At 31.4% G+C, this 20,811-nt stretch carries 20 protein-coding genes, 1 pseudogene and 1 other annotated feature; of the genes and pseudogenes, 1 reads left to right on the top strand and 20 read right to left on the bottom strand.

All coding sequences use genetic code 11. From position 1 onward, the window contains the following. Window positions 1-507: 507 nt before the first annotated feature. From asnA to cobO, 7 genes are all read right to left on the bottom strand, one after another. Complete coding sequence (gene asnA / locus CRN98_RS05780; RefSeq protein WP_097026465.1) at window positions 508-1,530, bottom strand: aspartate--ammonia ligase; 1,023 nt, start codon at window positions 1,528-1,530, stop codon at window positions 508-510. A gap of 133 nt (window positions 1,531-1,663) precedes the next feature. After that, window positions 1,664-1,918, bottom strand: a binding site (T-box leader). A gap of 81 nt (window positions 1,919-1,999) precedes the next feature. Then, on the bottom strand, window positions 2,000-3,346 hold the full coding sequence (gene gdhA / locus CRN98_RS05775) for an NADP-specific glutamate dehydrogenase (RefSeq protein ID WP_097026464.1): 1,347 nt from the start codon (window positions 3,344-3,346) through the stop codon (window positions 2,000-2,002). An 828-nt stretch (window positions 3,347-4,174) separates the two neighbouring features. Next, window positions 4,175-5,899 (bottom strand): phospho-sugar mutase, encoded by a 1,725-nt coding sequence (locus tag CRN98_RS05770; RefSeq protein WP_097026482.1) that lies wholly within the window; start codon window positions 5,897-5,899, stop codon window positions 4,175-4,177. Window positions 5,900-6,073: 174 nt separating this feature from the next. Then, window positions 6,074-6,352 (bottom strand): hypothetical protein, encoded by a 279-nt coding sequence (locus CRN98_RS05765; RefSeq protein ID WP_097026463.1) that lies wholly within the window; start codon window positions 6,350-6,352, stop codon window positions 6,074-6,076. 11 nt (window positions 6,353-6,363) lie between these two features. Continuing rightward, complete coding sequence (locus CRN98_RS05760) at window positions 6,364-7,284, bottom strand: SufB/SufD family protein (RefSeq protein WP_097026462.1); 921 nt, start codon at window positions 7,282-7,284, stop codon at window positions 6,364-6,366. 2 nt (window positions 7,285-7,286) lie between these two features. Then, window positions 7,287-8,018 carry an ABC transporter ATP-binding protein gene (locus CRN98_RS05755; RefSeq protein WP_097026461.1) on the bottom strand — a complete coding sequence of 244 codons (732 nt, stop codon included), beginning with the start codon at window positions 8,016-8,018 and terminating at the stop codon, window positions 7,287-7,289. A 214-nt stretch (window positions 8,019-8,232) separates the two neighbouring features. Next, on the bottom strand, window positions 8,233-8,799 hold the full coding sequence (gene cobO, locus CRN98_RS05750) for a cob(I)yrinic acid a,c-diamide adenosyltransferase (protein WP_278335415.1): 567 nt from the start codon (window positions 8,797-8,799) through the stop codon (window positions 8,233-8,235). Window positions 8,800-8,986: 187 nt separating this feature from the next. On the opposite strand from cobO, the gene CRN98_RS05745 reads away from it, so the two are divergent. Then, window positions 8,987-10,198, top strand: a complete 1,212-nt coding sequence (locus tag CRN98_RS05745) for an AI-2E family transporter (protein ID WP_341455769.1) — start codon at window positions 8,987-8,989, stop codon at window positions 10,196-10,198. Between the two features lie 92 nt (window positions 10,199-10,290). Here CRN98_RS05745 and CRN98_RS05740 read toward each other — a convergent pair whose 3' ends face one another. The 13 genes and pseudogenes from CRN98_RS05740 to CRN98_RS05685 all read right to left on the bottom strand — a co-directional run bounded on the left by CRN98_RS05740 (window position 10,291) and on the right by CRN98_RS05685 (window position 20,808). Beyond that, window positions 10,291-11,076 carry a sirohydrochlorin cobaltochelatase gene (locus CRN98_RS05740; RefSeq protein ID WP_097026459.1) on the bottom strand — a complete coding sequence of 262 codons (786 nt, stop codon included), beginning with the start codon at window positions 11,074-11,076 and terminating at the stop codon, window positions 10,291-10,293. A gap of 26 nt (window positions 11,077-11,102) precedes the next feature. Further along, window positions 11,103-11,846 (bottom strand): AIR synthase related protein, encoded by a 744-nt coding sequence (locus CRN98_RS05735; RefSeq protein WP_097026458.1) that lies wholly within the window; start codon window positions 11,844-11,846, stop codon window positions 11,103-11,105. Continuing rightward, window positions 11,833-12,339, bottom strand: a complete 507-nt coding sequence (locus CRN98_RS05730; RefSeq protein WP_097026457.1) for an ECF transporter S component — start codon at window positions 12,337-12,339, stop codon at window positions 11,833-11,835. The genes CRN98_RS05735 and CRN98_RS05730 overlap by 14 nt, the downstream gene beginning before the upstream one ends. Before the next feature lie 52 nt (window positions 12,340-12,391). Further along, a complete protein-coding gene (locus CRN98_RS05725; RefSeq protein WP_097026456.1) occupies window positions 12,392-13,156 on the bottom strand; it encodes a cobalt-precorrin-6A reductase in 765 nt (254 codons plus the stop codon). A 71-nt stretch (window positions 13,157-13,227) separates the two neighbouring features. Beyond that, window positions 13,228-13,947, bottom strand: a complete 720-nt coding sequence (cobJ, locus tag CRN98_RS05720) for a precorrin-3B C(17)-methyltransferase (RefSeq protein WP_097026455.1) — start codon at window positions 13,945-13,947, stop codon at window positions 13,228-13,230. A gap of 2 nt (window positions 13,948-13,949) precedes the next feature. After that, entirely contained in the window at window positions 13,950-14,942 is a 993-nt protein-coding gene (cbiG, locus tag CRN98_RS05715) for a cobalt-precorrin 5A hydrolase (protein WP_097026454.1), read from the bottom strand. Window positions 14,943-14,982: 40 nt separating this feature from the next. Continuing rightward, window positions 14,983-15,753, bottom strand: a complete 771-nt coding sequence (cobM, locus tag CRN98_RS05710; RefSeq protein ID WP_179631945.1) for a precorrin-4 C(11)-methyltransferase — start codon at window positions 15,751-15,753, stop codon at window positions 14,983-14,985. Window positions 15,754-15,765: 12 nt separating this feature from the next. Then, complete coding sequence (locus CRN98_RS05705) at window positions 15,766-16,434, bottom strand: cobalt-factor II C(20)-methyltransferase (RefSeq protein WP_097026453.1); 669 nt, start codon at window positions 16,432-16,434, stop codon at window positions 15,766-15,768. Then, on the bottom strand, window positions 16,434-17,036 hold the full coding sequence (gene cbiT, locus CRN98_RS05700) for a precorrin-6Y C5,15-methyltransferase (decarboxylating) subunit CbiT (protein ID WP_097026479.1): 603 nt from the start codon (window positions 17,034-17,036) through the stop codon (window positions 16,434-16,436). Before cbiT ends, CRN98_RS05705 begins: the two co-directional genes overlap by 1 nt. Further along, window positions 17,022-17,618: pseudogene (cbiE, locus tag CRN98_RS17685) on the bottom strand (precorrin-6y C5,15-methyltransferase (decarboxylating) subunit CbiE); the annotation flags it as partial. The gene cbiT and the pseudogene cbiE, both read right to left, overlap by 15 nt. Window positions 17,619-17,633: 15 nt before the next feature. Next, the gene (gene cbiD / locus CRN98_RS05695; protein ID WP_097026452.1) at window positions 17,634-18,728 is read right to left on the bottom strand and encodes a cobalt-precorrin-5B (C(1))-methyltransferase CbiD; all 1,095 of its coding nucleotides are present in this window, start codon (window positions 18,726-18,728) and stop codon (window positions 17,634-17,636) included. Between the two features lie 16 nt (window positions 18,729-18,744). Beyond that, entirely contained in the window at window positions 18,745-19,368 is a 624-nt protein-coding gene (locus CRN98_RS05690; RefSeq protein ID WP_097026451.1) for a precorrin-8X methylmutase, read from the bottom strand. 120 nt (window positions 19,369-19,488) lie between these two features. Beyond that, entirely contained in the window at window positions 19,489-20,808 is a 1,320-nt protein-coding gene (locus tag CRN98_RS05685; RefSeq protein ID WP_097026450.1) for a cobyrinic acid a,c-diamide synthase CobB, read from the bottom strand. Window positions 20,809-20,811 lie beyond the last annotated feature (3 nt).

Here is a 20,811-nt window from a genome sequence, read left to right as displayed (position 1 = left end):
GACTTTAAGCCACCTAAATTTTCTAAACTCGCTGTCGCTCAGACAGTAGAAAATTCTTTACGGTGTTTTAAAGTCAGAAATAAAGAGCTTCTAGTTGTTTGTTCAATGCTTTCTACAATACAAATCTCATACTATATGTTCAACATTAAAAACGTTACTCATACTTACTGACTTAAAGAAGAAATTTCGCTTTGACGAAAGTTTCTTTTAAATTAATACTTATGAAACGGCTGTAAGCATTAAGAGTCCTTCAGCTAAAATGAAGATATTTTTAATGTTGAGAAAAGCATAAAATTTTCATCGTAGAAGGCATTGAATGAGCTTTAAAACGGCTTTATTTATAAATTCAAAATAGCGTATAGAGACTCCTACTGTCTGAGCGACAGCGAGTTTAGGAGGCTTAGCTATTTTAAATTTATAAATATTAGCCGTTCTTAGCGAAATGAACGCCTTCCTAGATGAAAATTCTATGCGATGCAGCTCAACATTAAAAATGTCGTAATATTTCTAAAGTATATCGATTCCGTGTTCAGCACATTTGCTAATCATTTCATCTGGCCATATAGAAGATTGAACTTCTCCTATGTGAGCCTTTCTTAAAAAGAACATACATATTCTAGACTGTCCAATACCTCCACCTACAGTGTATGGAAGTTTCTTATTTAAAAGCATTTGATGAAACTCTAAATTCTTTCTTTCCTCACATCCTGCAAGTTTAAGCTGTTTTAAAAGTGATTCTTCATCTACTCTTATTCCCATAGAAGAAAGTTCTAATGCCTTACCAAGTACTGGATTCCATAATAATATATCTCCATTTAATTCCCAATCGTCATAGTCTGGAGCTCTTCCATCATGCTTTTCTCCGGACTCAAGAGTTTTTCCTATTTTCATTATAAATACTGCTCCATATTCCTTTGCAATTGCATCTTCTTTTTCCTTTGGAGTAAATTCTGGATACTTATCCTCCAATTCCTGGGAAGTTATAAAAGTTATTTGCTTAGGAAGTATTTTTTCTATAAATGGATATTCTCTATTCACGTAGTCATCTGTTTCTGTGAATACTTTATATATTTCTGTTACAATTTCTTTTAAAATTTCTTCATTTCTCTGCTCTTTTGATATAACCTTTTCCCAGTCCCACTGATCTACATATATAGAATGAATATTATCTAAATCTTCATCTCTACGAATAGCATCCATGTCTGTATATAGTCCTTCTCCAACATTAAATCCATATCTATATAAGGCCATTCTCTTCCACTTAGCTAAAGAATGAACTATTTCTGCTTCTGCTTCATTATCATCTTTCACAGTAAAACTTACAGGTCTTTCTACTCCGCTTAAATTATCATTTAATCCTTTGTTACATCTTACAAATAGTGGTGCTGATACTCTTATTAAATTAAGCTTTTCTGATAATGAACGCTCAAAGAAATCTTTTATTTTCTTTATAGCTACTTCAGTTTCTCTTATATCTAAAGTTGATTTATAACCTTCTGGTATAATTAATCTTTCTTCATATTTACTCATAATTATTTCCTCCAATTTCATTATTTATATTTTATAAAACTCTTGCTAATTTTTAAATTCATATTTTTAACTTTATAAAACTGGCCAGTTTTATATTTATTTGTATAAAACAAAAAACCCTTCATCCCTAGAAATAAGGGACGAAAGGTTATAATTCCGCGGTACCACCCTAGTTAGCTTTATAATAAGCTCAACTTTGATAAAAGTATCATAATTAATACTTTCCGGTTTTAACAGTCCGGTTTTCCGTCTAAGCCTACTTTCTAAAATTTAGATTTTGGTTAGAAACTCAGAGATGTTCTTCGGTATAAACTTCGTACTGGTCTTTCACCTTTACCAGCTCGCTTAAACTACATTTTATACTTACTCTTCTCTTCATAGTCTGTGAATTTTTATTAATGAGTCAATTATAAATATTCTTTTTTATAATGTCAAGGGGTTTTAATAATTATTTTTTAATAAAAAATAATTATACTATTCCATGAGACATCATTGCATCTGCAACCTTTTTAAATCCTGCTATGTTTGCTCCTACTACAAGATTATCTTCTTTTCCATATTCCTTAGCTGCAGCACTTGCATTTTCATATATATTTATCATTATTTGCTTTAATCTTTCATCTACTTCTTCGAATGTCCAAGAAAGTCTCATACTATTTTGTGACATTTCTAATGCTGAAGTTGCAACTCCACCTGCATTAGCAGCCTTTGCTGGTGCAAATAACACCTTGCTTCTTATGAAAAGCTCTGTAGCTTCAGTTACAGTAGGCATATTAGCTCCTTCTCCTACTGCTATAACACCATTATTTATAAGTATTTTTGCTGAATCTACGTCTATTTCATTTTGAGTTGCACATGGAAGTGCTACATCACATTTTACTGTCCATATACCAGTAGATCCCTCATTATATTCTGCATCTTTATGATAATTTATGTACTCTTTTATTCTTTTTCTTTCTACTTCTTTTAAGCGTTTTACAAGCTCAACATCTATTCCATTTTTATCATAAATATATCCAGCTGAGTCACTGCAAGCTACAACTTTAGCTCCTAATTCCTGAGCCTTTTCAATTGCATATATAGCTACATTTCCAGAACCTGAAACAACTACAGTTTTATCCTTTATAGAATTTCCCTTTTCATTTAACATTCTTTCTACAAAGTAAATTAATCCATATCCAGTAGCTTCTGTTCTTGTTAAACTTCCACCATAGTTAAGTCCTTTTCCAGTAAGAACTCCTGCATCATAGCTATTTCTTATCTTTTTATATTGTCCAAATAAATATCCTATTTCTCTTCCACCAACACCTATATCTCCAGCAGGTACGTCAGTAAATTGTCCTATATGTCTATAAAGTTCTGACATAAAGCTTTGACAAAATCTCATAACTTCTCTATCTGATTTTCCTTTAGGATCAAAGTCAGAACCTCCTTTACCTCCTCCTATTGGAAGACCTGTAAGTGAATTTTTAAACACCTGCTCAAATCCTAAAAATTTAACAATACTTCCATTAACTGAAGGATGTAATCTAAGTCCTCCTTTATATGGTCCTATAGCACTATTGAATTGAACTCTAAATCCCCTATTTACTTGAACCTTACCATTGTCATCTACCCATGGAACTCTAAACATTATCATTCTTTCAGGTTCAACAATCCTATCAACTATGCCTTCTTCAACATATTCAGGATGTTTTTCTAAAACTGGTACTAGCGAATCTAGTACTTCTTTTACTGCCTGCTGAAATTCTGATTCACCAGAATTTCTTCTTTTAACTGTTTCAAAAATTTCATTTACATAACTTTGCGTATTCATTTTATATCCGCCCCCAATTCAACAACATTTTATGAAATATTTTTTTTAATAAATTGCATATTTATTCTTTTACTTTTTTATTTTATCAAATCGTCAATGGTTTGTATAGATATATAAATTATTTTATGAAACTTTTTATTTTATAAGTTTCAACTTTGCTTTAATGGGTTAAGTTGTTACTATAGAAATAGCACGACATTTTTAATGTTAAATCTTCCGTATGGGTTCTGCATTTAAGAAAGCGTTCACTGCGCAAAGAATCTCTAATATCTCTTAATTTAAATCACCTAAACTTTCTAAACTCGCTGTAGCTCAGACAGTAGAAAGTTCTTTACGGTGTTTTAAATTGAGAGATAAAGAGATTCTAATTGCTTGTTCAATGCTTTCTACAATGCACAACCTATACTAAATTTAACATTAAAAATGTCTTCATCCACACTGCTGAAGAAGGGAATTTAGTTTTGACGAAATTCCTTTAAATTGATACTTATCAAAGGGCTTATGCCCTAAAAGATCTTTATGTTCTAATTCCTAAAATATTTTAGAAATTCAGTTAGCTGAATTTCTTCCTTCAGCAGTTCACATGAAGAACTTTTTAATGCTCTGGAGCATAGAATTTTCATCGTAGAAGGCATTGAATGAGCCTTAGAACGGCTTTATTTATAAATTTAAAATACCGTTAAGAGCCGCCTACTGTCTAAGCGACAGCGAGTTTAGGCAGCTTAGGGATTTTAAATTTATAAATATTAGCTGCTCTGGGCGAAATGAACGCCTTCCTAGATGAAAATTCTATACCACCAAGAGCATTAAAACCGTCGTAATATCCTTTTACTCTACAGAATTAAGTTTCCCCATTACAACCTTTTCTATAACCTTTATCTTTTCTTCTGCTTGTTCTAAAGTGTTTGATTTAGTATAAATGTATATCTTTATTTTAGGTTCAGTTCCTGAAGGTCTTACGGCATACCACGAACCATCTTCAAGCATAAACTTAAGTACATTTGACTTTCCAATAATATTTTCAGTTTCTTTTCCTGTAAATAAATCGTAATCCTTACCTTCATCTAAATCAGTATAAGATATAAGTTTTGAACCATCTATGACTTTCGGAAATTCTTTTCTGTAAACTTTCATCATTCTACTTATACGTTCTTGGCCTTCTATCCCTTCTAATACAAGAGATATCTGTTTTTCTCTATAGTATCCTAATTCCTCATATATTTCATTTAATACATCTATAAGAGATTTTCCTTTTCTCTTATAATAAGCCGCTGCTTCACATAAAAGCATGGCAGAGCTTACTCCATCCTTATCTCTTACAAAAGTTCCTGTAACATATCCTATACTTTCTTCGTATCCAAATATAAATTTATATATTCCTTCTTCTTCTAATTCTCTTTCCTTACCACATATATTTTTAAACCCTGTTAAGGTTTCAAAGGTAGTTACATTATATTTATTTGCTATGGCTTTTCCCAAATCTCCTGTTACTACAGATTTAATTATAACCCCTTTGTCTGGAATTATTTCTTTTTCTTTCATACTTGATAATATATAATTTATTAAAATAGCTCCTGTTTGATTTCCATTAAAAGCCACATAATCATTATTTTTATCTTTTACCATTATTGCAAGTCTATCGCAATCTGGATCTGTAGCTATTAAAAGCTCTGCTCCTTCTTCTTTTCCAAGCTTTTCTGAATACTTAAATGCTTTTACATCCTCAGGGTTTGGATATCCTACAGTTGTAAAGTCTGGATCTGGATTTTCCTGCTCAGGAACTACAATTATATTTGTAAATCCTCTTTCCTTTAAAGCTCTTCTAACTGGTATGTTTCCAGTTCCATTAAGTGGAGTATATACTATTTTTATATCCTTATCTATTTCGTCTCTGAGACTTAATGCCTTGACATTTTCTATATATTCATCATCTATTTCTTTTCCGATTATTTCTAATAGACCTTTTTCAATGGCTTCTTCCTCAGTAATCTTTTTTATTTCTCCAAAACTTTTTATGTTACTTATGTGCTCTGTTATAGGATCTGCAACTTCAGAAATTATTTGAGCACCATCTTCCCAGTAAACCTTATATCCATTATATTCCCTTGGATTGTGACTTGCTGTTACAACTATCCCTGATATGGCATTTAATCTTCTAACTGTAAAAGACAACTCTGGAGTTGGTCTTAAACCCTCAAAGAGATAAGCCTTTATACCATTTCCAGCGAGTACTAGAGCTGCAGTTTTAGCAAACTTATCAGAAAAATGTCTGCTATCATATGCAATAGCAACTCCCCTTTTCATTGCTTCGCTGCCTTGCTCTTTTATAAAATTTGCAAGTCCTTGAGTTGCCCTACTTATTATATGTACATTCATTCTATTTGTACCTGCTGCAATTTTACCCCTAAGCCCTGCAGTACCAAATTCCAAATCTGTATAAAATCTATCCTTTATTTCCTCTAAGTTTTCTTTTATTCCTCTAAGTTCTTCTTTAGTTTCTTCATCAATATATTCATCATTTAACCAGTTTTCATAATTCTTTATATATTCCATATCCCAAGCTCCTTTCAAAAAAATAATATATTTACATTTTACCAAACTTTCTCCCAAAGTAAAATGGCATGACCTTTAGCCATACCATACATAATTTGCAGAAATTTTTAATTTCGTTGCAAATTAGTACATCTTAATTCATTAAGATGTTTCCTTATATACTTTCTATAAACTTTAGTGTATGAATAATTCATATATAGTATTCCCTACTAAAAATACTAATATTAAAAATGCAAAAATATTAACTTTTGTTCTCTTTAAAAGTCCTGTCTTAATTGCTATATATGCATAAGTTCCAAATGCTGCAACCATAAATCCTACTACAACTGCAGCCATTGTTAAATTTCCCCCATAATTTAATACAAAAATGGATGCAAGTGTTGTAAGAGTAAACAATACGTTCATCAATTTTTGATTTCTATTTAGCATTTCTAATCTTTCTTTATTGTTCATATTATCTCTCCTTATCTTAAAAATCCTTTAAGTATTGTATCTTCTGCTTCACTCTCAGTTAAACCTAATGACATAAGTTTCATAAGTTGGTCATTTGCAATTTTTCCTATAGCAGCTTCATGTATAAGCTCTGCTTCATTATTTTCTGCACATATAGCTGGTATAGATTTAACCTTAGCATTTCCCATAATTATAGAATCACATTGTATGTGTCCTCTACATTTATTTCTACCCATTACATTAAAATAAAATACCTGCTGAGAATTTTCCTTTGCAACAGAACGTGAAATAACCTGTGCTGTAGAATCTTCTCCCTCCATAGATATGTTTACATGGGACTCTGCTGTTTGACTATAATCTGTAAGCATTCTTTCTGTTATAACTAAGTTTGCTTCTTTTCCTAAGTATATTTCAGTTTCTCTATTTGTATCATCTACTCCTTTTATTTGAATGAGCTCCATTTCTACCTTTGCTCCTTCTTCTACATGGAGTATAGTTTTTGAATTAAATACCTTCTTACCTTGTCCTTCTCCTTCTGCATAGTGCTTTTCTGTATATCTAAGCTTAGCCCCTTTTCTTACAAAAAATTCATGTACACCATCATGTTGAGATTTTGAATGCCCTGAATTATGAATTCCACAACCTGCAATTATTTCTACTTCAGCACCTGCTCCAACCTCAAAGGTATTATATACTTTATCATGTATTCCCTCTTGAGTTAATATTACTGGTATATGTACACTTTCACCCTTAGTTTCTGGACTTATAATTATATCTATTCCACTTTTATCTTTCTTGGTTACTATATCTATATTTTTAGAAATACTTCTTTCAAGCTTTTCTCCGTCTTTTCTTATATTATGTGCTGTTGAAAATATATCTGATACATCGTCAATTATATTTAATATTTTTTCATCTATAGAACCTAACATACTTATCTCCTCCTATCACAAACTGCATTGCATCCACATGCTGAGTCTGAAGTTACTTGAGTTAATATATCCTCTTTGGTTGTTCTTTTTACTATGTGTCCATCTCCTACAACTATTACTTCATCTGCTAACTCAATTATTCTTTCTTGATGAGATATAATAACTAAAGTTACCTTTTGGTCTTCATGAAGTTTTTTGAAGGTTTCTATAAGCTTTTGGAAACTCCATAAATCTATACCTGCCTCTGGTTCATCAAATAATGCCAGTTTTAACTTTCTTGCAAGTATTGTAGCAATTTCAATTCTTTTTAATTCTCCACCAGAAAGGCTATTATTTATCTCCCTATCTATGTAATCTTGAGGGCATAGTCCTACATCTAAAAGAAGTTTACATAAATCAACTTCATTATTATCGGTCTTTGCAGCAAGTTCTAATAATTCTCTTACCTTTAAACCTTTAAATCTTGGTGGCTGTTGAAAAGCATATCCAATTCCAAGTTTTGCTCTTTCTGTTATGTTTAAGTTTGTTATATCCTGACCATCAAAAACAATCTTACCTGAAGTAGGCTGTCTTATTCCCATTAATAATTTAGAAAGAGTTGTCTTTCCTCCACCATTAGGTCCTGTTATAACATAAATTTTATTACTTTGAAGTTCTAAATTTATGTCGCTTAATATAACTTTTTCTTCAGTATTTTCTTGTACCTTTAATGTCACATTTTGAAATTCTAGCACTATTATTTACCTTCCTTTTAACAAAATATCCAGTATTAGAACCACTATCCTGAATAAATTTTATATCATATAATATAATAAATTTATCAGCATAATTTTACCACATCCCTATACATAAAAAAAGCACTATATAATAAATAGGCGATGTTTTACAACAATATAGTAAAACATCGCCTCTCTCAATTCATTTGAGATAATTTATTTATCACTTTACTTAACTTTCTATACCCTTACGTGCAGGTACTCCTTGAGTATAATAGTGCTTTATTTGCTTCATTTCAGTAACTAAATCTGCTCTTTCTATTATTTCATCTTTTGCATATCTTCCTGTAAGTATAAGCTCAGTTTTCTCAGGCTTTTTATCTATTAAGGCTAAAACTTCTTCTACTGTAAATAGTTCATAAAATAACGCTATATTTATTTCATCAAAAACTACTACATCATATTCTCCAGAAGTTAAAACTTCTTCTGCTCTCTTAAATCCTTTTTTAGCTTCTTCAATATCAGCTTTAGTAGGGTTACCCATTATAAATGCGTTTCTTCCAAACTGCTCCATTTCAAAGTTAGGAAGTATGTTCACTGCTTCTAATTCGCTATATTTCATTCCCTTTGTAAACTGACCGAAAAATACTTTTTTTCCTGCACATACAGCTCTTAATGAAAGTCCAAGGGCTGCTGTAGTCTTTCCTTTACCATTTCCTGTGTACACTTGAACATAACCTTTTGTTTCCATATGTATATTCCCCTTTCCTTCATTTGAAACGTTTTCTGCATAATTTATAAAAATTTTCAATTCCGGTATAAATCAGCACATTTCAATTGATTTAACATGTTTTACTATTACCATAATAGCATAATTGTAAAAAAAATGCGACTCTTTTAAATTAGGTTTCTACTAATAATAATGATAACATACTGACAACAACTTTTTTTATTATTATTAAATTTAATTTTGAAAATATGCTATAATGATGATTATACAAAAGGAGGAGAGTATACAATTGATTTTTAATAGAAATATAAAATATAGAGACATATTCATTTTTATGCTGATAGTAATAGCAGGATATATATTCGTAAAAAATTATAATATTTTCTTTAAATCTATAAAAGGTTTTTTATTAATAATTTCGCCTTTTATATATGCTTTAGTAATTGCATACTGTTTAAATCCATTAATGAAGATTTTTGAAAAAAGGCTTAAATTAAAAAGAGGATTATCTATTACATTCACTTATATTATTATACTCAGTTTAATACTCTTGATATTCATTTATATTTTGCCTAATATTATAAGTAGTATAATTTCCATGACTTCGGAAGTGCCTAAATATATGAACATAGTACAAAAATGGATTAATACTGCATTACAAAATGAAGATCTATATAGCTTAATAAAAGATGTAGGATTATTGAATTACTTATCCGTATTATCATCAAAATTTGGCTCAACACTTATGACAGTTTTAGAAGGATCTATATCCTCCTTATTTTCAGCTACTGCTAGTTTAGTAAAGGTTGTTTTAGCATTTTTAATTGCAATATACGTTCTTCTTGATAAAGAAAAACTTGGCAGGGGTGCTAAAACTTTAATTTATATGCTGTTTAAGGAAGAGAAAGGCAGCAATCTTATAAACTGGATAAAAATTTATGACAAAATGATAGGAGTTTATATTGGAACAAAAGCTATAGATTCTGCAATTATTGGAACTATTGCTTTAGTAGGGCTATTAATAATCAAAGCTCCTTATGCTGGATTATTAGCACTAATTGTAGGAGTAACAAATATGGTTCCTTATCTTGGTCCTTTAGTGGGAGAGATTGTAGGACTGTTTATAGGTTTATTTGTATCCCCTATGATGGCAATTACAATATTTTTATTCCTATTTATCCTTCAACAGTTCGATGCTTGGTATTTAGATCCAAAATTAATTGGTGGCAGCGTTGGGGTAAGACCTTTCTTTATCATTCTTGCATTAACTATAGGTGGAGGATATTTTGGAATGGCTGGAATGCTTTTAGCATCACCTACAATAGCTACTATGAAGATATTTTATGATAAAAAGGTTGCTATATTTAAAGCTCGAAATGCCAACCTTGTGGAAAAATATATAGAAAATGATGATGGTAAATTAGAAGAAAAAGAAAAGAGTAATGATAATAAAAAACCAAAAAACTAAAGAAAAAGCATCTATCTTGCTTTAATGAGACATATAAAAAAGTGCAAAACTCTAAAAGTTTTGCACTTTTTCTATTCAATAACTAGTAATCATTAGTTATTAATGCAGTCTTTTATATGCTGTACATAAATATCTCTATAAGCAGAATTTTCTCCTAAGCCATGAAGATATATATTAACCTTGAAGCCTTCATTTTCTAATATAACTTTCCATGAATCTTCTTCATCTCCTGCCATGTCATTTTGAGCATGATCTCCTGCTACAAGCATGTATGGCATTAAAGTTATTTCTTCTATTTTCTTTTCTTTTAATTTAGGCACTACATGTCTAAGTTCAGGGAATCCCTCTACTGTTGCAATATATACGTTTTTAACTCCCATATCTTCAAATATGTATTGAAGCATGGAATAGCATGCATTGGCATAATGTGTGGATCCATGTCCCATTAAAACAACTGCTTTCTTCTCATCATATTCAGGAAGCTGCTCCTTTAATGCTTCTACTGCAACTCTATAATCTTCTTCACTGTAAAGCACTGGTCTTCCTAAAACTATGTTTTCAAATTTATTTATACGACTAAATTTATGTACATCTCTTTTTATATCGTCGTATTCCTCTCCTGGCATTATATGAAGTGGCTGCACAATGATTTCTTCAAATCCGTCATTAACCATTTTAGTTAGTGCTTCTTCTACAGTATCTATATGTATATTATCTCTTTGCTTAAGCTTCCTCATAATCATTCCTGATGTGAATGCTCTTCTTATTTCATATTCTTTAAAAGACTCTCTTATTTTATTTTCACAAGCTTCTATATTAAGCTTTAAAGTCTCCATATAACTTGTTCCAAAGCTTACTACCAATATTCCTTTTTTCATTTTATCCTCCTATATATTAAACAAATTTAAACTTTATTTAATTCACCTATTACACTTACTTTTTCATCATTTTGTATTTTATTTAATATTTCATTTTTCACTGCAGCTATTACAACAGTAGAAGGTCCTGCAGTTTTATGTATATCTATTTTAATTTCTTCATTTAACACAAACTTCATATTATTATTTTTTGCAAGCTGTAATGCTTCATAATGTATTCCTTTAGAACCTACTGGTACTATTTCATACACTCCATCTAAACTTAATAGCTTTTTTAAATCATCATAGTTTACTATATCTAAATCTTTATCCAGTCCTATTTCTGCTCCTACCTTAGGGATTCCCAGGGAAATAATTTTACAATTTTCACTTATAGCATTAACCTTTAAATTTTTATTTTCAGCTATTCCTATAACTGTAACACCAAGACCTGTAGATATAGATTTAAAGTTTTCTTCTGTACTTCCTGTTAACGCTATATCACCTATACCTGCTAATTTTAATTCTTCCTTTATTCCTCTTATTATTTCACTTCCTGTAGGCTCCATCTCATTACATACTGCATCTGTAATAGTAACAACTTCTGCTCCAGCACACATTACTTCCATTAATGGCACTCTTACAGTAAGTTTACCTACATAATAATGTGGTACCTTTAAAGCATCTCCCTCTTTCATTCCTATACTTCCACAGCTATCACAAGCTACCACCATAGTTTTGCTTTCATCTAAAGATATTAGCGTTAAATCTCTTACCTTACTTATTTTCATATTCCTTCAAACTCCTTGGCAAAAAATTATACACAAGTATTGCTATAAGCGCGTTTATCGCTGACAATCCTGATAATATAGGAGCAAGCCCCATGATTCCTGCTTTTCCCATCATAGGTAATAAAAGCGGTGTCAATGCTAAAAGTGCTAACGGTCCATTTATAATAACTGCAACTATTATGGAAAGCACAATTGCTACAACCTTATTTCTATTTAAAAAAGTCTTATATACTATAGCAAATGCTGCCATGGTTAAAGCCATAGCTGCCATAGTTATTAAATGTACTGGTAGTGTAAGAGGAAATCCACTGGTTAATGCAGTTAAAAAGTGGCCTAAAGCTCCAACTATAGCTCCATATACTGGTCCTAACATAATTGCAGCTAAAAATGCTGGCATTGAATCAAAGGCTATTGATCCCATGACTTTAATATTTGCTCCTATAAAACAAAGAGCTACAAATAGTGCTGTTAACACTAATTTTCTTGTTTTCATCCTCATACCTCCGCTATTATAGCTTGGATATCTTATATAATAGTATCCATGTCTAAGCTCTAATTTCTAATTCTTTTACTACATCCTTAACATCATAAAATATATTATCATACTTTAAAGTTTTTCTTCCTATAACAAAAGTATATATATCTTCATCTATTGCTGCTCTTATTTTTTCTTCCGTTCCGCCTTCAGGCCCGCTATCTTTAAGAAGTATTGCCTTTGCATTATATTCTTTTATAAAAGATCTATTTAAATCATAGCTTATAGGTCCCTTTATAGCAATTATATTTTCTACACTAACTCCTAAATCTAAGCATTCCTTAAGTACTTTTAAGGAAGGAAGAACTCTATGAATTATCCTATTAGATAATTCCAATCCTAAAATTTTATTTAAATTTCTGCTTCCTGTAGTGTTTAATATATTACCTGTAATATTTTTTAAATGGGAATAAAGCTCTTCATAACTTTCTACTATTATAACCTTATCCTCATTTATAAATTTATAAGCTACACCTTTTCTTTCTAATCTTATATATTTTATAGAAGCTAATCTACATACATTCATTAAATTTTCACTAACTTCTACCGCATAGGGATGTGATGTATCAATGACAACATTAACTTTATTTTCCTCGAACATCTTTTGCATATCCTGACTATTAAGAGGTTTATCATTTAATACCTTATACCTATATTCTTTCAAAAGTTCTCCACCATAAGCTGTTGCTGTAGACACCAAAATGTCATCGGTGTATTTATTTAATTCTTTAATCATTTCCCTACCTTCAGTGGTTCCAGCTATAACACAAATCATAAAAACACCACCCTCTTTAATCGAAGAAATTCCGCCTAAACGGAATTTCTTCAACTATTAATTATTAACTATTAACCAACTTTGTATCCTCTTGGAGTTATAAATTTCCCATCCTTTATATAGCTTTGGCTATTTCCTATGATTACAATTGAAAACATATCTACTACTTCTTCATTGAAGTTTTCTAGTGTAAATAAGTGTATTTCCTGTCCATCTCTTAATGCATTCTTAACCACTGCTATAGGAGTATTGCTGCTTCTAAATTCACTTATTATATCAATGGATTCTCTTAAGTAATGAGGTCTTCCGTTACTTCTTGGATTATAAAGTGATATTATAAAATCTGCTTCTGCTGCTAGTTTTACTCTCTTTTTTATAAGTTCATAAGGTGTCATAAGATCACTTAAGCTTATATTACAGTTATCATGCATAAGTGGAGAACCTACTACAGAAGCTGCTGAAGAAGAAGCTGTAACTCCTGGTATTATTTCTACGTCCTCATTTTCTCTAAGCTCTAATATAAGTCCTGCCATTCCATATATTCCTGCATCTCCAGTACTTATAATTGCTACTGTGTTATCTGCAGCAAGCTCTAAAGCCTTTTTGCATCTTTCCACTTCACCCTTCATACCAGTTGATACTAATTCTTTTCCTTCTAATAATGGTTTTACAAATTCTATGTATTTTGTATATCCTACAATCATATTACTTTCTTCAATGGCCTGCTTAGCTTTTAATGTCATATGTTCTAAGCCTCCAGGACCAATTCCTATTACATATAGTTTTCCCAAAACTACACTTCCTTTCCTATTGCTAGTGTCATTCCATCAAGTTTCATCTTTGAAATTTCAACAGTTCCTCCTGCAAGCTCAATCGATGGCTCACATACTGATGTAATTCCTAATGTTTTTTCTACAAAGGCACTTCCTTCATATTTATGTTGTACCTTTTTTATTTCTTCTATAGTGAATATTTTCATCTCACAATTTAAGTATTTTGAAAGCTCTATTATAGCTCTTTCATCCTTTTTAACTTCTACTGTAGCAATGCATTTTATTGCTCTTATATCTATGTTTTGCTCTTTTAAAACCTCTAAAACTTTTTCTTTCATAATTTCTTCTGGATAATCTTTTCTACATCCAATGCCAAGTATTATGTTTCTTCTTATAAGCTTTAATCCCTTAGAAATTTTCTTTTCTTCCATGCATTCTAACACATTTTTATTTGTTACATAAACTACTCCATCACACTGGCTTAATTTAGAAACATAACCCGATGGGCAAGAAATTAGTTCCTCTTCATCAAGAAATCCAACTTCTTTTCCATCAACTAAAAGAGCTGCTATATCCTTAGCATCTTTTAAGCTATCTATAATAAGATTATTTTCCTTAGCTATCATGTCTGGAGCTGTAATTCCCAAGTTATCTGTAGCAGTAGTTATTATAGGCTCTGCTCCAAGTACTTCTGCTATATCTTCTGTAAGTTTGTTGGCGCCTCCTAAGTGTCCACTTAAAAGGCTTATTACAAACTTACCTAAGTTGTCTATAACAATTACTGCAGGATCTTTATCCTTAGTAGTTATATAGGGAGCTATAGCTCTTACTGCTATGCCAGTTGAAGTTATAAATACTACCGCTTCATAGTTTTCAAAAGAATCCTTTACTGCTTCTTTAAAATCAAAGTCTTTAGAAAGGTTTTTAGAATATAAATGTATATTAAACTTTTCTTCTAGCTTCCTTGCTAAGTTATCTCCATTTTTAGTTATGGAAATCACTGCTATATTCATAGTAAATCAGCACCTCTCAAGTTATTAAGACGGCCCTAGGTTACTTAGATACTCCTTCTCTAAACATATGAGTAAAAGTTTTATCATATAAAAGACTCTTATCATACTCAGTATCTATAAAATCACCTACAAGTATTTGTGCACATTTTGTTATATTAGCTTCCTTAACCTTTTCTGCTATATCATCCAAAGTTCCTAGTATAACTCTCTGGTCTTCCCAAGTAGCTCTTTCAACTATAGCTATAGGAACATTTTTTCCATAACCGCGTCTTAACTTTTCTACTACTTTTTCTATCATGCTTATGGATAAGAATATTGCCATAGAAGCTCCAGTTCCCGCTAGCTTTTCTAAATCTTCTCCTGCTGGCACTGGTGTTCTTCCTTCTACTCTTGTAAGTATTAGTGTTTGAGTAACCCCTGGAAGTGTAAATTCTCTTTTTATAGCTGCAGCTGCTGCAAAACAAGAACTAACTCCTGGTACAACTTCATATTTAATTTCAAATTTATTAAGCTCATCCATTTGCTCTTTTATAGCTCCGTACATGGAAGGATCTCCTGTATGAAGTCTTACTACCATTTTACCTTCAGAAGCAGCCTTTTTCATAACATCTATAACATCTTCCAGTGTCATGGATGCTGAATTGTGCATTTCTACTGATTCTTTACAAAAATCTAAGTGTTCTTTGCTAACTAGTGATCCTGCATATATTACTACATCAGCTTTTTCAAGTATCTTTCTTCCCTTAACAGTTATAAGATCCACATCTCCAGGACCTGCTCCTATGAAATAAACATTTATGTTATTATCCAATTTATTTACCCCCTAATTCTTGTGTGCAATTATAAGTGACATATAGTCCTTATTCTTAAGTATTTCTTCTCTATCTTTTATTACTTCCTGTCCTTCTCTGTAAGCTCTTTTTACATATACATATTCATAGCCTTTATCTTCTAAGAAGTTAATTACAGTTTCTTCATTATTATATACCTTCATTATTACTAAATACTTATGGTCTTCTTTTACAGTATCTAGTCTTGTAGATGGTAATACAAGAAGCGGCTCATCTCCTATAACTAGTGCTTCCCCTGCAAGGCTTGCAGATGCACAAAAGGATGTTATTCCAGGTACTGTTTCTGTTTCATATCCCTTTTCATTTATATACTTTAAAAGGTATATGTATGTGCTGTATACAAATGGATCTCCTATAGTTAAAAATACTACGTCTAGTCCATCATGAAGTCTTGCTTCTATAGTTTTAAAGGCTTCATAAATCTTATCTTCTTGATCTTCTCCGCCCATAGGGAATTGTTTTACTATTATCTCTGTATCTTCTTTTACAAAGTTTTTTACTATATTTAAAGCAGCACTTTGTCCATTTTCCTTAGGGGATGGTGCTACTATAACTTTTGCATTTTCTATAACCTTTAACGCTTTAAGTGTAATTAATTCTTCACTTCCTGGTCCTACGCCAATTCCATATAACTTAGCCATTATTTTTCTCCTTCTATTATAAATATTGGATTATTTCCAAATAACATATAACTTTCGCCTTTAGTTTTACTTATGGAAACCTGAGTGCAGCTAACTTTATATCCTAATTTCTTTAATGTATCCATTGCTTTATATAAATTATTTATGGTTATAAAGTTTAAAATCATCTTTCCACCAGGCAGTAGTTTTTTTCCATAATCTTTTATAATATCTTCAATATTTCCACCGCTGCCACCTATAAATATACTATCAAAGGAGCAATCTATATTATTTATCACTTCCATTGCTTCCCCTTCGACAAGCTCTAAGTTATTAAGCTTAAATTTGTTTACATTTTTCTTTATAGTATCTATTGCATCTTCATCTTTTTCTATAGCAACAACTTTTCCCAGTGGGCAAAACTTTGCAGCTTGAACGCTTATAGAGCCTGTACCTGCTCCTACATCCAGCACATAGGAATCTTCTCTTAAATTGAGCTTTGCAATGCTAAGTATTCTTATTTCTTCCTTAGTCATTGGACAATTTCCTCTTATAAGTTCCTCATCCTTTATAAAATGAAGTTCTTTATCTTTTATACCCACTTCTTCTCTCTCTACTATCATTATAGAAAGTCCATTAAATTCTTTGTTCTTAATATCTTCCGCTGTTCCACTTTCTACTCTTTCATCTTCATAGGATAAGTTTTCTCCTACATAGATATATGGATTTAATCCATTTTGTAAAAGTGTCTTTGCTAAAGCTTCTGGAGAGTTTTTGCTGTCTGTAAGCCAAATACTTAAATTATTTTCTAAAACTCCCTTTATGAAACTTTGCTCTCTACCATGAAGACTTCCTAAAAAAGCATTTTGCCAAGGCTTATTAAGTTTTGCGGCTAAATACTGAAAGGAAGTAATTCCTGGTACTATGCTTATTTCCCCATGATAATTAGATTTTAGGTAATTAGTTATTCCATAAAATAATGGATCTCCTGAAGCTGCCACTGCAATATTTTTATGTTTATTTTCATCTAAATACTCGATAACTTCGCTTATTTTATTTACCTTAACCTTTTTACTATCTATAAAATCTAGAGAATTAATTGCTCTTCCAAAGCCTATTATTTCATCTGAGCTTTCTAAGACTTTTATAGCATGAGGAAGTATGTATTCTTTGCTTCCTGGCCCTATGCCTACTATGTAAACCATATAAACACTTCCTTTTTACTCAATAATACTAAGTTCTTTTTCCATACTGTACATAACTACTTTTGGGCTAACCTTGCCATAGGTATATATTTCAATTCTCTTTTTTACTTTTTCAGCTATAATCTTATAAAGTTTATATTCATCTTCTTTTGTAATTAAAGGAGTTTCTTCTATTAATTTAATTGCTCCTTCTGTAGTTTTTTCACTATGTACCTTTTCAACAATTTCTTTAGGATATCCCATTAAAGCTAACTCTAATGCTATTACTTCCATTCTCACATCGCATACTCTGCTGTGAGTGTTAAAGCATCCTGCCGCAATTTTGCAAAGCTTTCCTATATGACCTATTATGGTAATATCATATATTTCATTTTCAATGCAGGAGTTTAAAGCTTTTCCTACATAATTTGAAATCACAACCATCTTATTTTCATCAAGTCCCAATGCCTTGCCTCTAGTTTCTCCCATGTTGCCAAATACTAATATAAGCTCTTTAGCTCCTTTTGTAACCTTTTGATTTATTTCTAACTCAACGGAAGCTATTAATGCATCTTCTGACATAGGCATAACAATTCCTGATGTACCTAAAATTGATATACCCCCTATTATATTAAGTCTAGGGTTAAAAGTCTTTTTTGCAATTTCTTCTCCCTTAGGAACAGATATGGTTATTTCCACACCTGAATCTTTAGGAAGTACTTCTGTAACTTCTTCATTTATCATTTGTCGTGGTACAGGGTTTATGGCAGGTTCTCCTTTTTTTACATAAAGGCCCTCCCCCATAACTACTCCTACACCTTTTCCACCTTTTAAACTATATCCAGAAGATTTCTTTTCTGCTCTTGCCCATATTTCTGCTCCATGAGTTGCATCAATATCATCTCCGCCATCCTTTATGACGCAGCATTCCACATAGTTTTCTCCTCTTACTATGTTTTCTATGGGAATTAAAAGTTTAATTCCCTTAGGGGTATCTATAGTTATTTCGTTGATATCCTTATTTTCATACAGACATAATGTAGCTGCTTTTGCCGCTGCTGCTGCACAAGAGCCTGTAGTATATCCGCATCTCAGTCTCTTTCCATCGCAATTTACATACATATCAAGCATTTTAATCACCTAAAATTTATCTTTCTACAATCATATACATAAGAGCATTTACAATGGCTGCAGCTACATTACTGCCTCCCTTTCTTCCTCTTATAGTTATCATAGGAGTATCCATCTTTTCGATTTCTTCCTTAGATTCACTAGCTCCTACAAATCCAACTGGACTTCCTATTATAAACTTCGGATTAGCTTTTCCCTCTAAAGTAAGCTCCTTTAATTTAAATAGAGCAGTTGGAGCATTTCCAAATACAAAGAACTCTACTCCTTCTTCCACTGCCTTTTCAACTGCTGCCATGGAACGAGTTATTCCTCTCTCCTTTGCAATTTCCGCTACATCTTCTCTACCTACGAAGCATTCAACTTTACAATTTAATTGCTTTAAAGCAGCTTTATTTATACCTGACTTCGCCATATTGGTATCAGTATATATAGTTACTCCCTTTTTTAAAATTTCAAGAGCTGAATCTATGGCTCCCTCTCTGATATATGTAATGTTTTTAAATTCAAAATCTGCTGTAGTATGTATAAGTCTTTTTATTATCTTAAGCTCTCTATCATCAAAATTGTGAGGTCCCATTTCCTCTCCAATTATTTCAAAGCTCTTTACTTCAATATCCATTGGCTTCTTTATGTAATCCATTGATAAAAACACCATCCTTTCTTTAGTTAATAGTTAATACTGAATAGTTAATGGTTATTGAGAAAATTCAGCCAGCTGAATTTCTACATTAAATACTAATTAATAACTATTAAGTATTAACTATAATTTCAACAGGTATTCTAAAAACTCTAAGTTTCCAAAGAAATGTACGTGTGCATAACCACCTAGCGTATTATTTTTTATATAACCGCATGTCCAATTCTTTTCAGTACCATCATACATAGTTTTTACTAGTTTATATATTTTTTCTTCACTGCTATCAACATAGGATTTATGAAATTCATGGCAGTTTATTTTTATTCCCTTAGGTAAAATATTATTTTCTTTATCTATAGCTATTTCTGCATAACCAAAGTTTTGAAGTTTGGTTGTCATAACTGATTTTCCACCTAAAAATCCTACAGTATTTAAATTGTTTTCTTTAGTTTCTATGCCTTCTGTAAGATACATAAGCCCACCACATTCTGCATAGCATCTTACTCCTTTTTGAAGCTTGTCTTTAATATCTTTAAGTAATTCTTCATTTTTACTTAATTCCTCTATAAATACCTCAGGATAACCTCCGCCTATGTAGATAAACTCTGTATTTTCAGGAAGTTTCTTATCTTTTAGAGTACTAAAATAAGTTACCTTTCCTGCTTCTTTTAATAGCTCTAAGTTTTCCTTATAATAAAAACTAAATGCTTTATCATAAGCTACAGCTATATTCAAATTTTTATTTTCTATATGAAACTTATCTTCATAGCTTTGAACTTCACTAAACTCTTCTAAAAGCTCATCAAGATTTACGTATCTTTCTATAAGCTCGCTGCATAATTCAATTTTTTCTTCTAAATCATCTATTTCACTGCTTTGTATAAGTCCTAGATGTCTGCTTCCAAGTTTTAATCTTTCTTCTTTTGGAATGTATCCAAACACCTTGATATTGCAGTTATATTCTATAGCTGACTTTAAAAGCTTAAAGTAACCTTCAGAAATGTTATTTAATATAACACCCTTAATATTTGCATTTTCAAAATTTACAAGTCCATTTATTTCCGCACATAAAGTAGCACTTTGTGCTTTAGGAGAAATTATAAGAACTATAGGAAGATCTAGTACTTTTGCTACATGAGCTGTAGAATATTTAGAGTCTATTCCCTTGCCATCGTAAAGTCCCATAACTCCTTCTACTATTCCTAAATCTCCTTCTCCTCTGCTAAAGGAAGCTTTAATTCCTTCTTCACCCATAAGATATAAATCCAAATTTCTCGAAGTTTTACCTGTTATGCGACTATGAAAAGCAGGATCTATATAATCAGGCCCAACTTTATAACCTTGAACTTCATTTCCCCTTTTCATAAAGGCTCTCATAAGTCCTAATGTAGCGGTGGTCTTTCCACCACCGCTGCTATTTGAAGATATCACTATAGCTTTCATATT

Source organism: Clostridium peptidivorans (assembly GCF_900205925.1).
GTDB lineage: Bacteria > Bacillota > Clostridia > Clostridiales > Clostridiaceae > Clostridium_AK > Clostridium_AK peptidivorans.
The sequence above is the reverse complement of the archived record's forward strand: the minus strand, read 5'-3'. Positions and strand labels throughout refer to the sequence as shown.

Coding starts and splice junctions, on each gene's coding strand:
- asnA (WP_097026465.1), bottom strand. CDS start 1,530: ATGAGTAAATATGAAGAAAGATTAATTATACCAGAAGGTTATAAATCA.
- gdhA (WP_097026464.1), bottom strand. CDS start 3,346: ATGAATACGCAAAGTTATGTAAATGAAATTTTTGAAACAGTTAAAAGA.
- CRN98_RS05770 (WP_097026482.1), bottom strand. CDS start 5,899: ATGGAATATATAAAGAATTATGAAAACTGGTTAAATGATGAATATATT.
- CRN98_RS05765 (WP_097026463.1), bottom strand. CDS start 6,352: ATGAACAATAAAGAAAGATTAGAAATGCTAAATAGAAATCAAAAATTG.
- CRN98_RS05760 (WP_097026462.1), bottom strand. CDS start 7,284: ATGTTAGGTTCTATAGATGAAAAAATATTAAATATAATTGACGATGTA.
- CRN98_RS05745 (WP_341455769.1), top strand. CDS start 8,987: ATGATGATTATACAAAAGGAGGAGAGTATACAATTGATTTTTAATAGA.
- CRN98_RS05740 (WP_097026459.1), bottom strand. CDS start 11,076: ATGAAAAAAGGAATATTGGTAGTAAGCTTTGGAACAAGTTATATGGAG.
- CRN98_RS05735 (WP_097026458.1), bottom strand. CDS start 11,846: ATGAAAATAAGTAAGGTAAGAGATTTAACGCTAATATCTTTAGATGAA.
- CRN98_RS05730 (WP_097026457.1), bottom strand. CDS start 12,339: ATGAAAACAAGAAAATTAGTGTTAACAGCACTATTTGTAGCTCTTTGT.
- CRN98_RS05725 (WP_097026456.1), bottom strand. CDS start 13,156: ATGATTTGTGTTATAGCTGGAACCACTGAAGGTAGGGAAATGATTAAA.
- cbiG (WP_097026454.1), bottom strand. CDS start 14,942: ATGAATATAGCAGTGATTTCCATAACTAAAAATGGAGATAACTTAGCA.
- CRN98_RS05705 (WP_097026453.1), bottom strand. CDS start 16,434: ATGGCTAAGTTATATGGAATTGGCGTAGGACCAGGAAGTGAAGAATTA.
- cbiT (WP_097026479.1), bottom strand. CDS start 17,036: ATGATAGTAGAGAGAGAAGAAGTGGGTATAAAAGATAAAGAACTTCAT.
- cbiD (WP_097026452.1), bottom strand. CDS start 18,728: ATGCTTGATATGTATGTAAATTGCGATGGAAAGAGACTGAGATGCGGA.
- CRN98_RS05690 (WP_097026451.1), bottom strand. CDS start 19,368: ATGGATTACATAAAGAAGCCAATGGATATTGAAGTAAAGAGCTTTGAA.
- CRN98_RS05685 (WP_097026450.1), bottom strand. CDS start 20,808: ATGAAAGCTATAGTGATATCTTCAAATAGCAGCGGTGGTGGAAAGACC.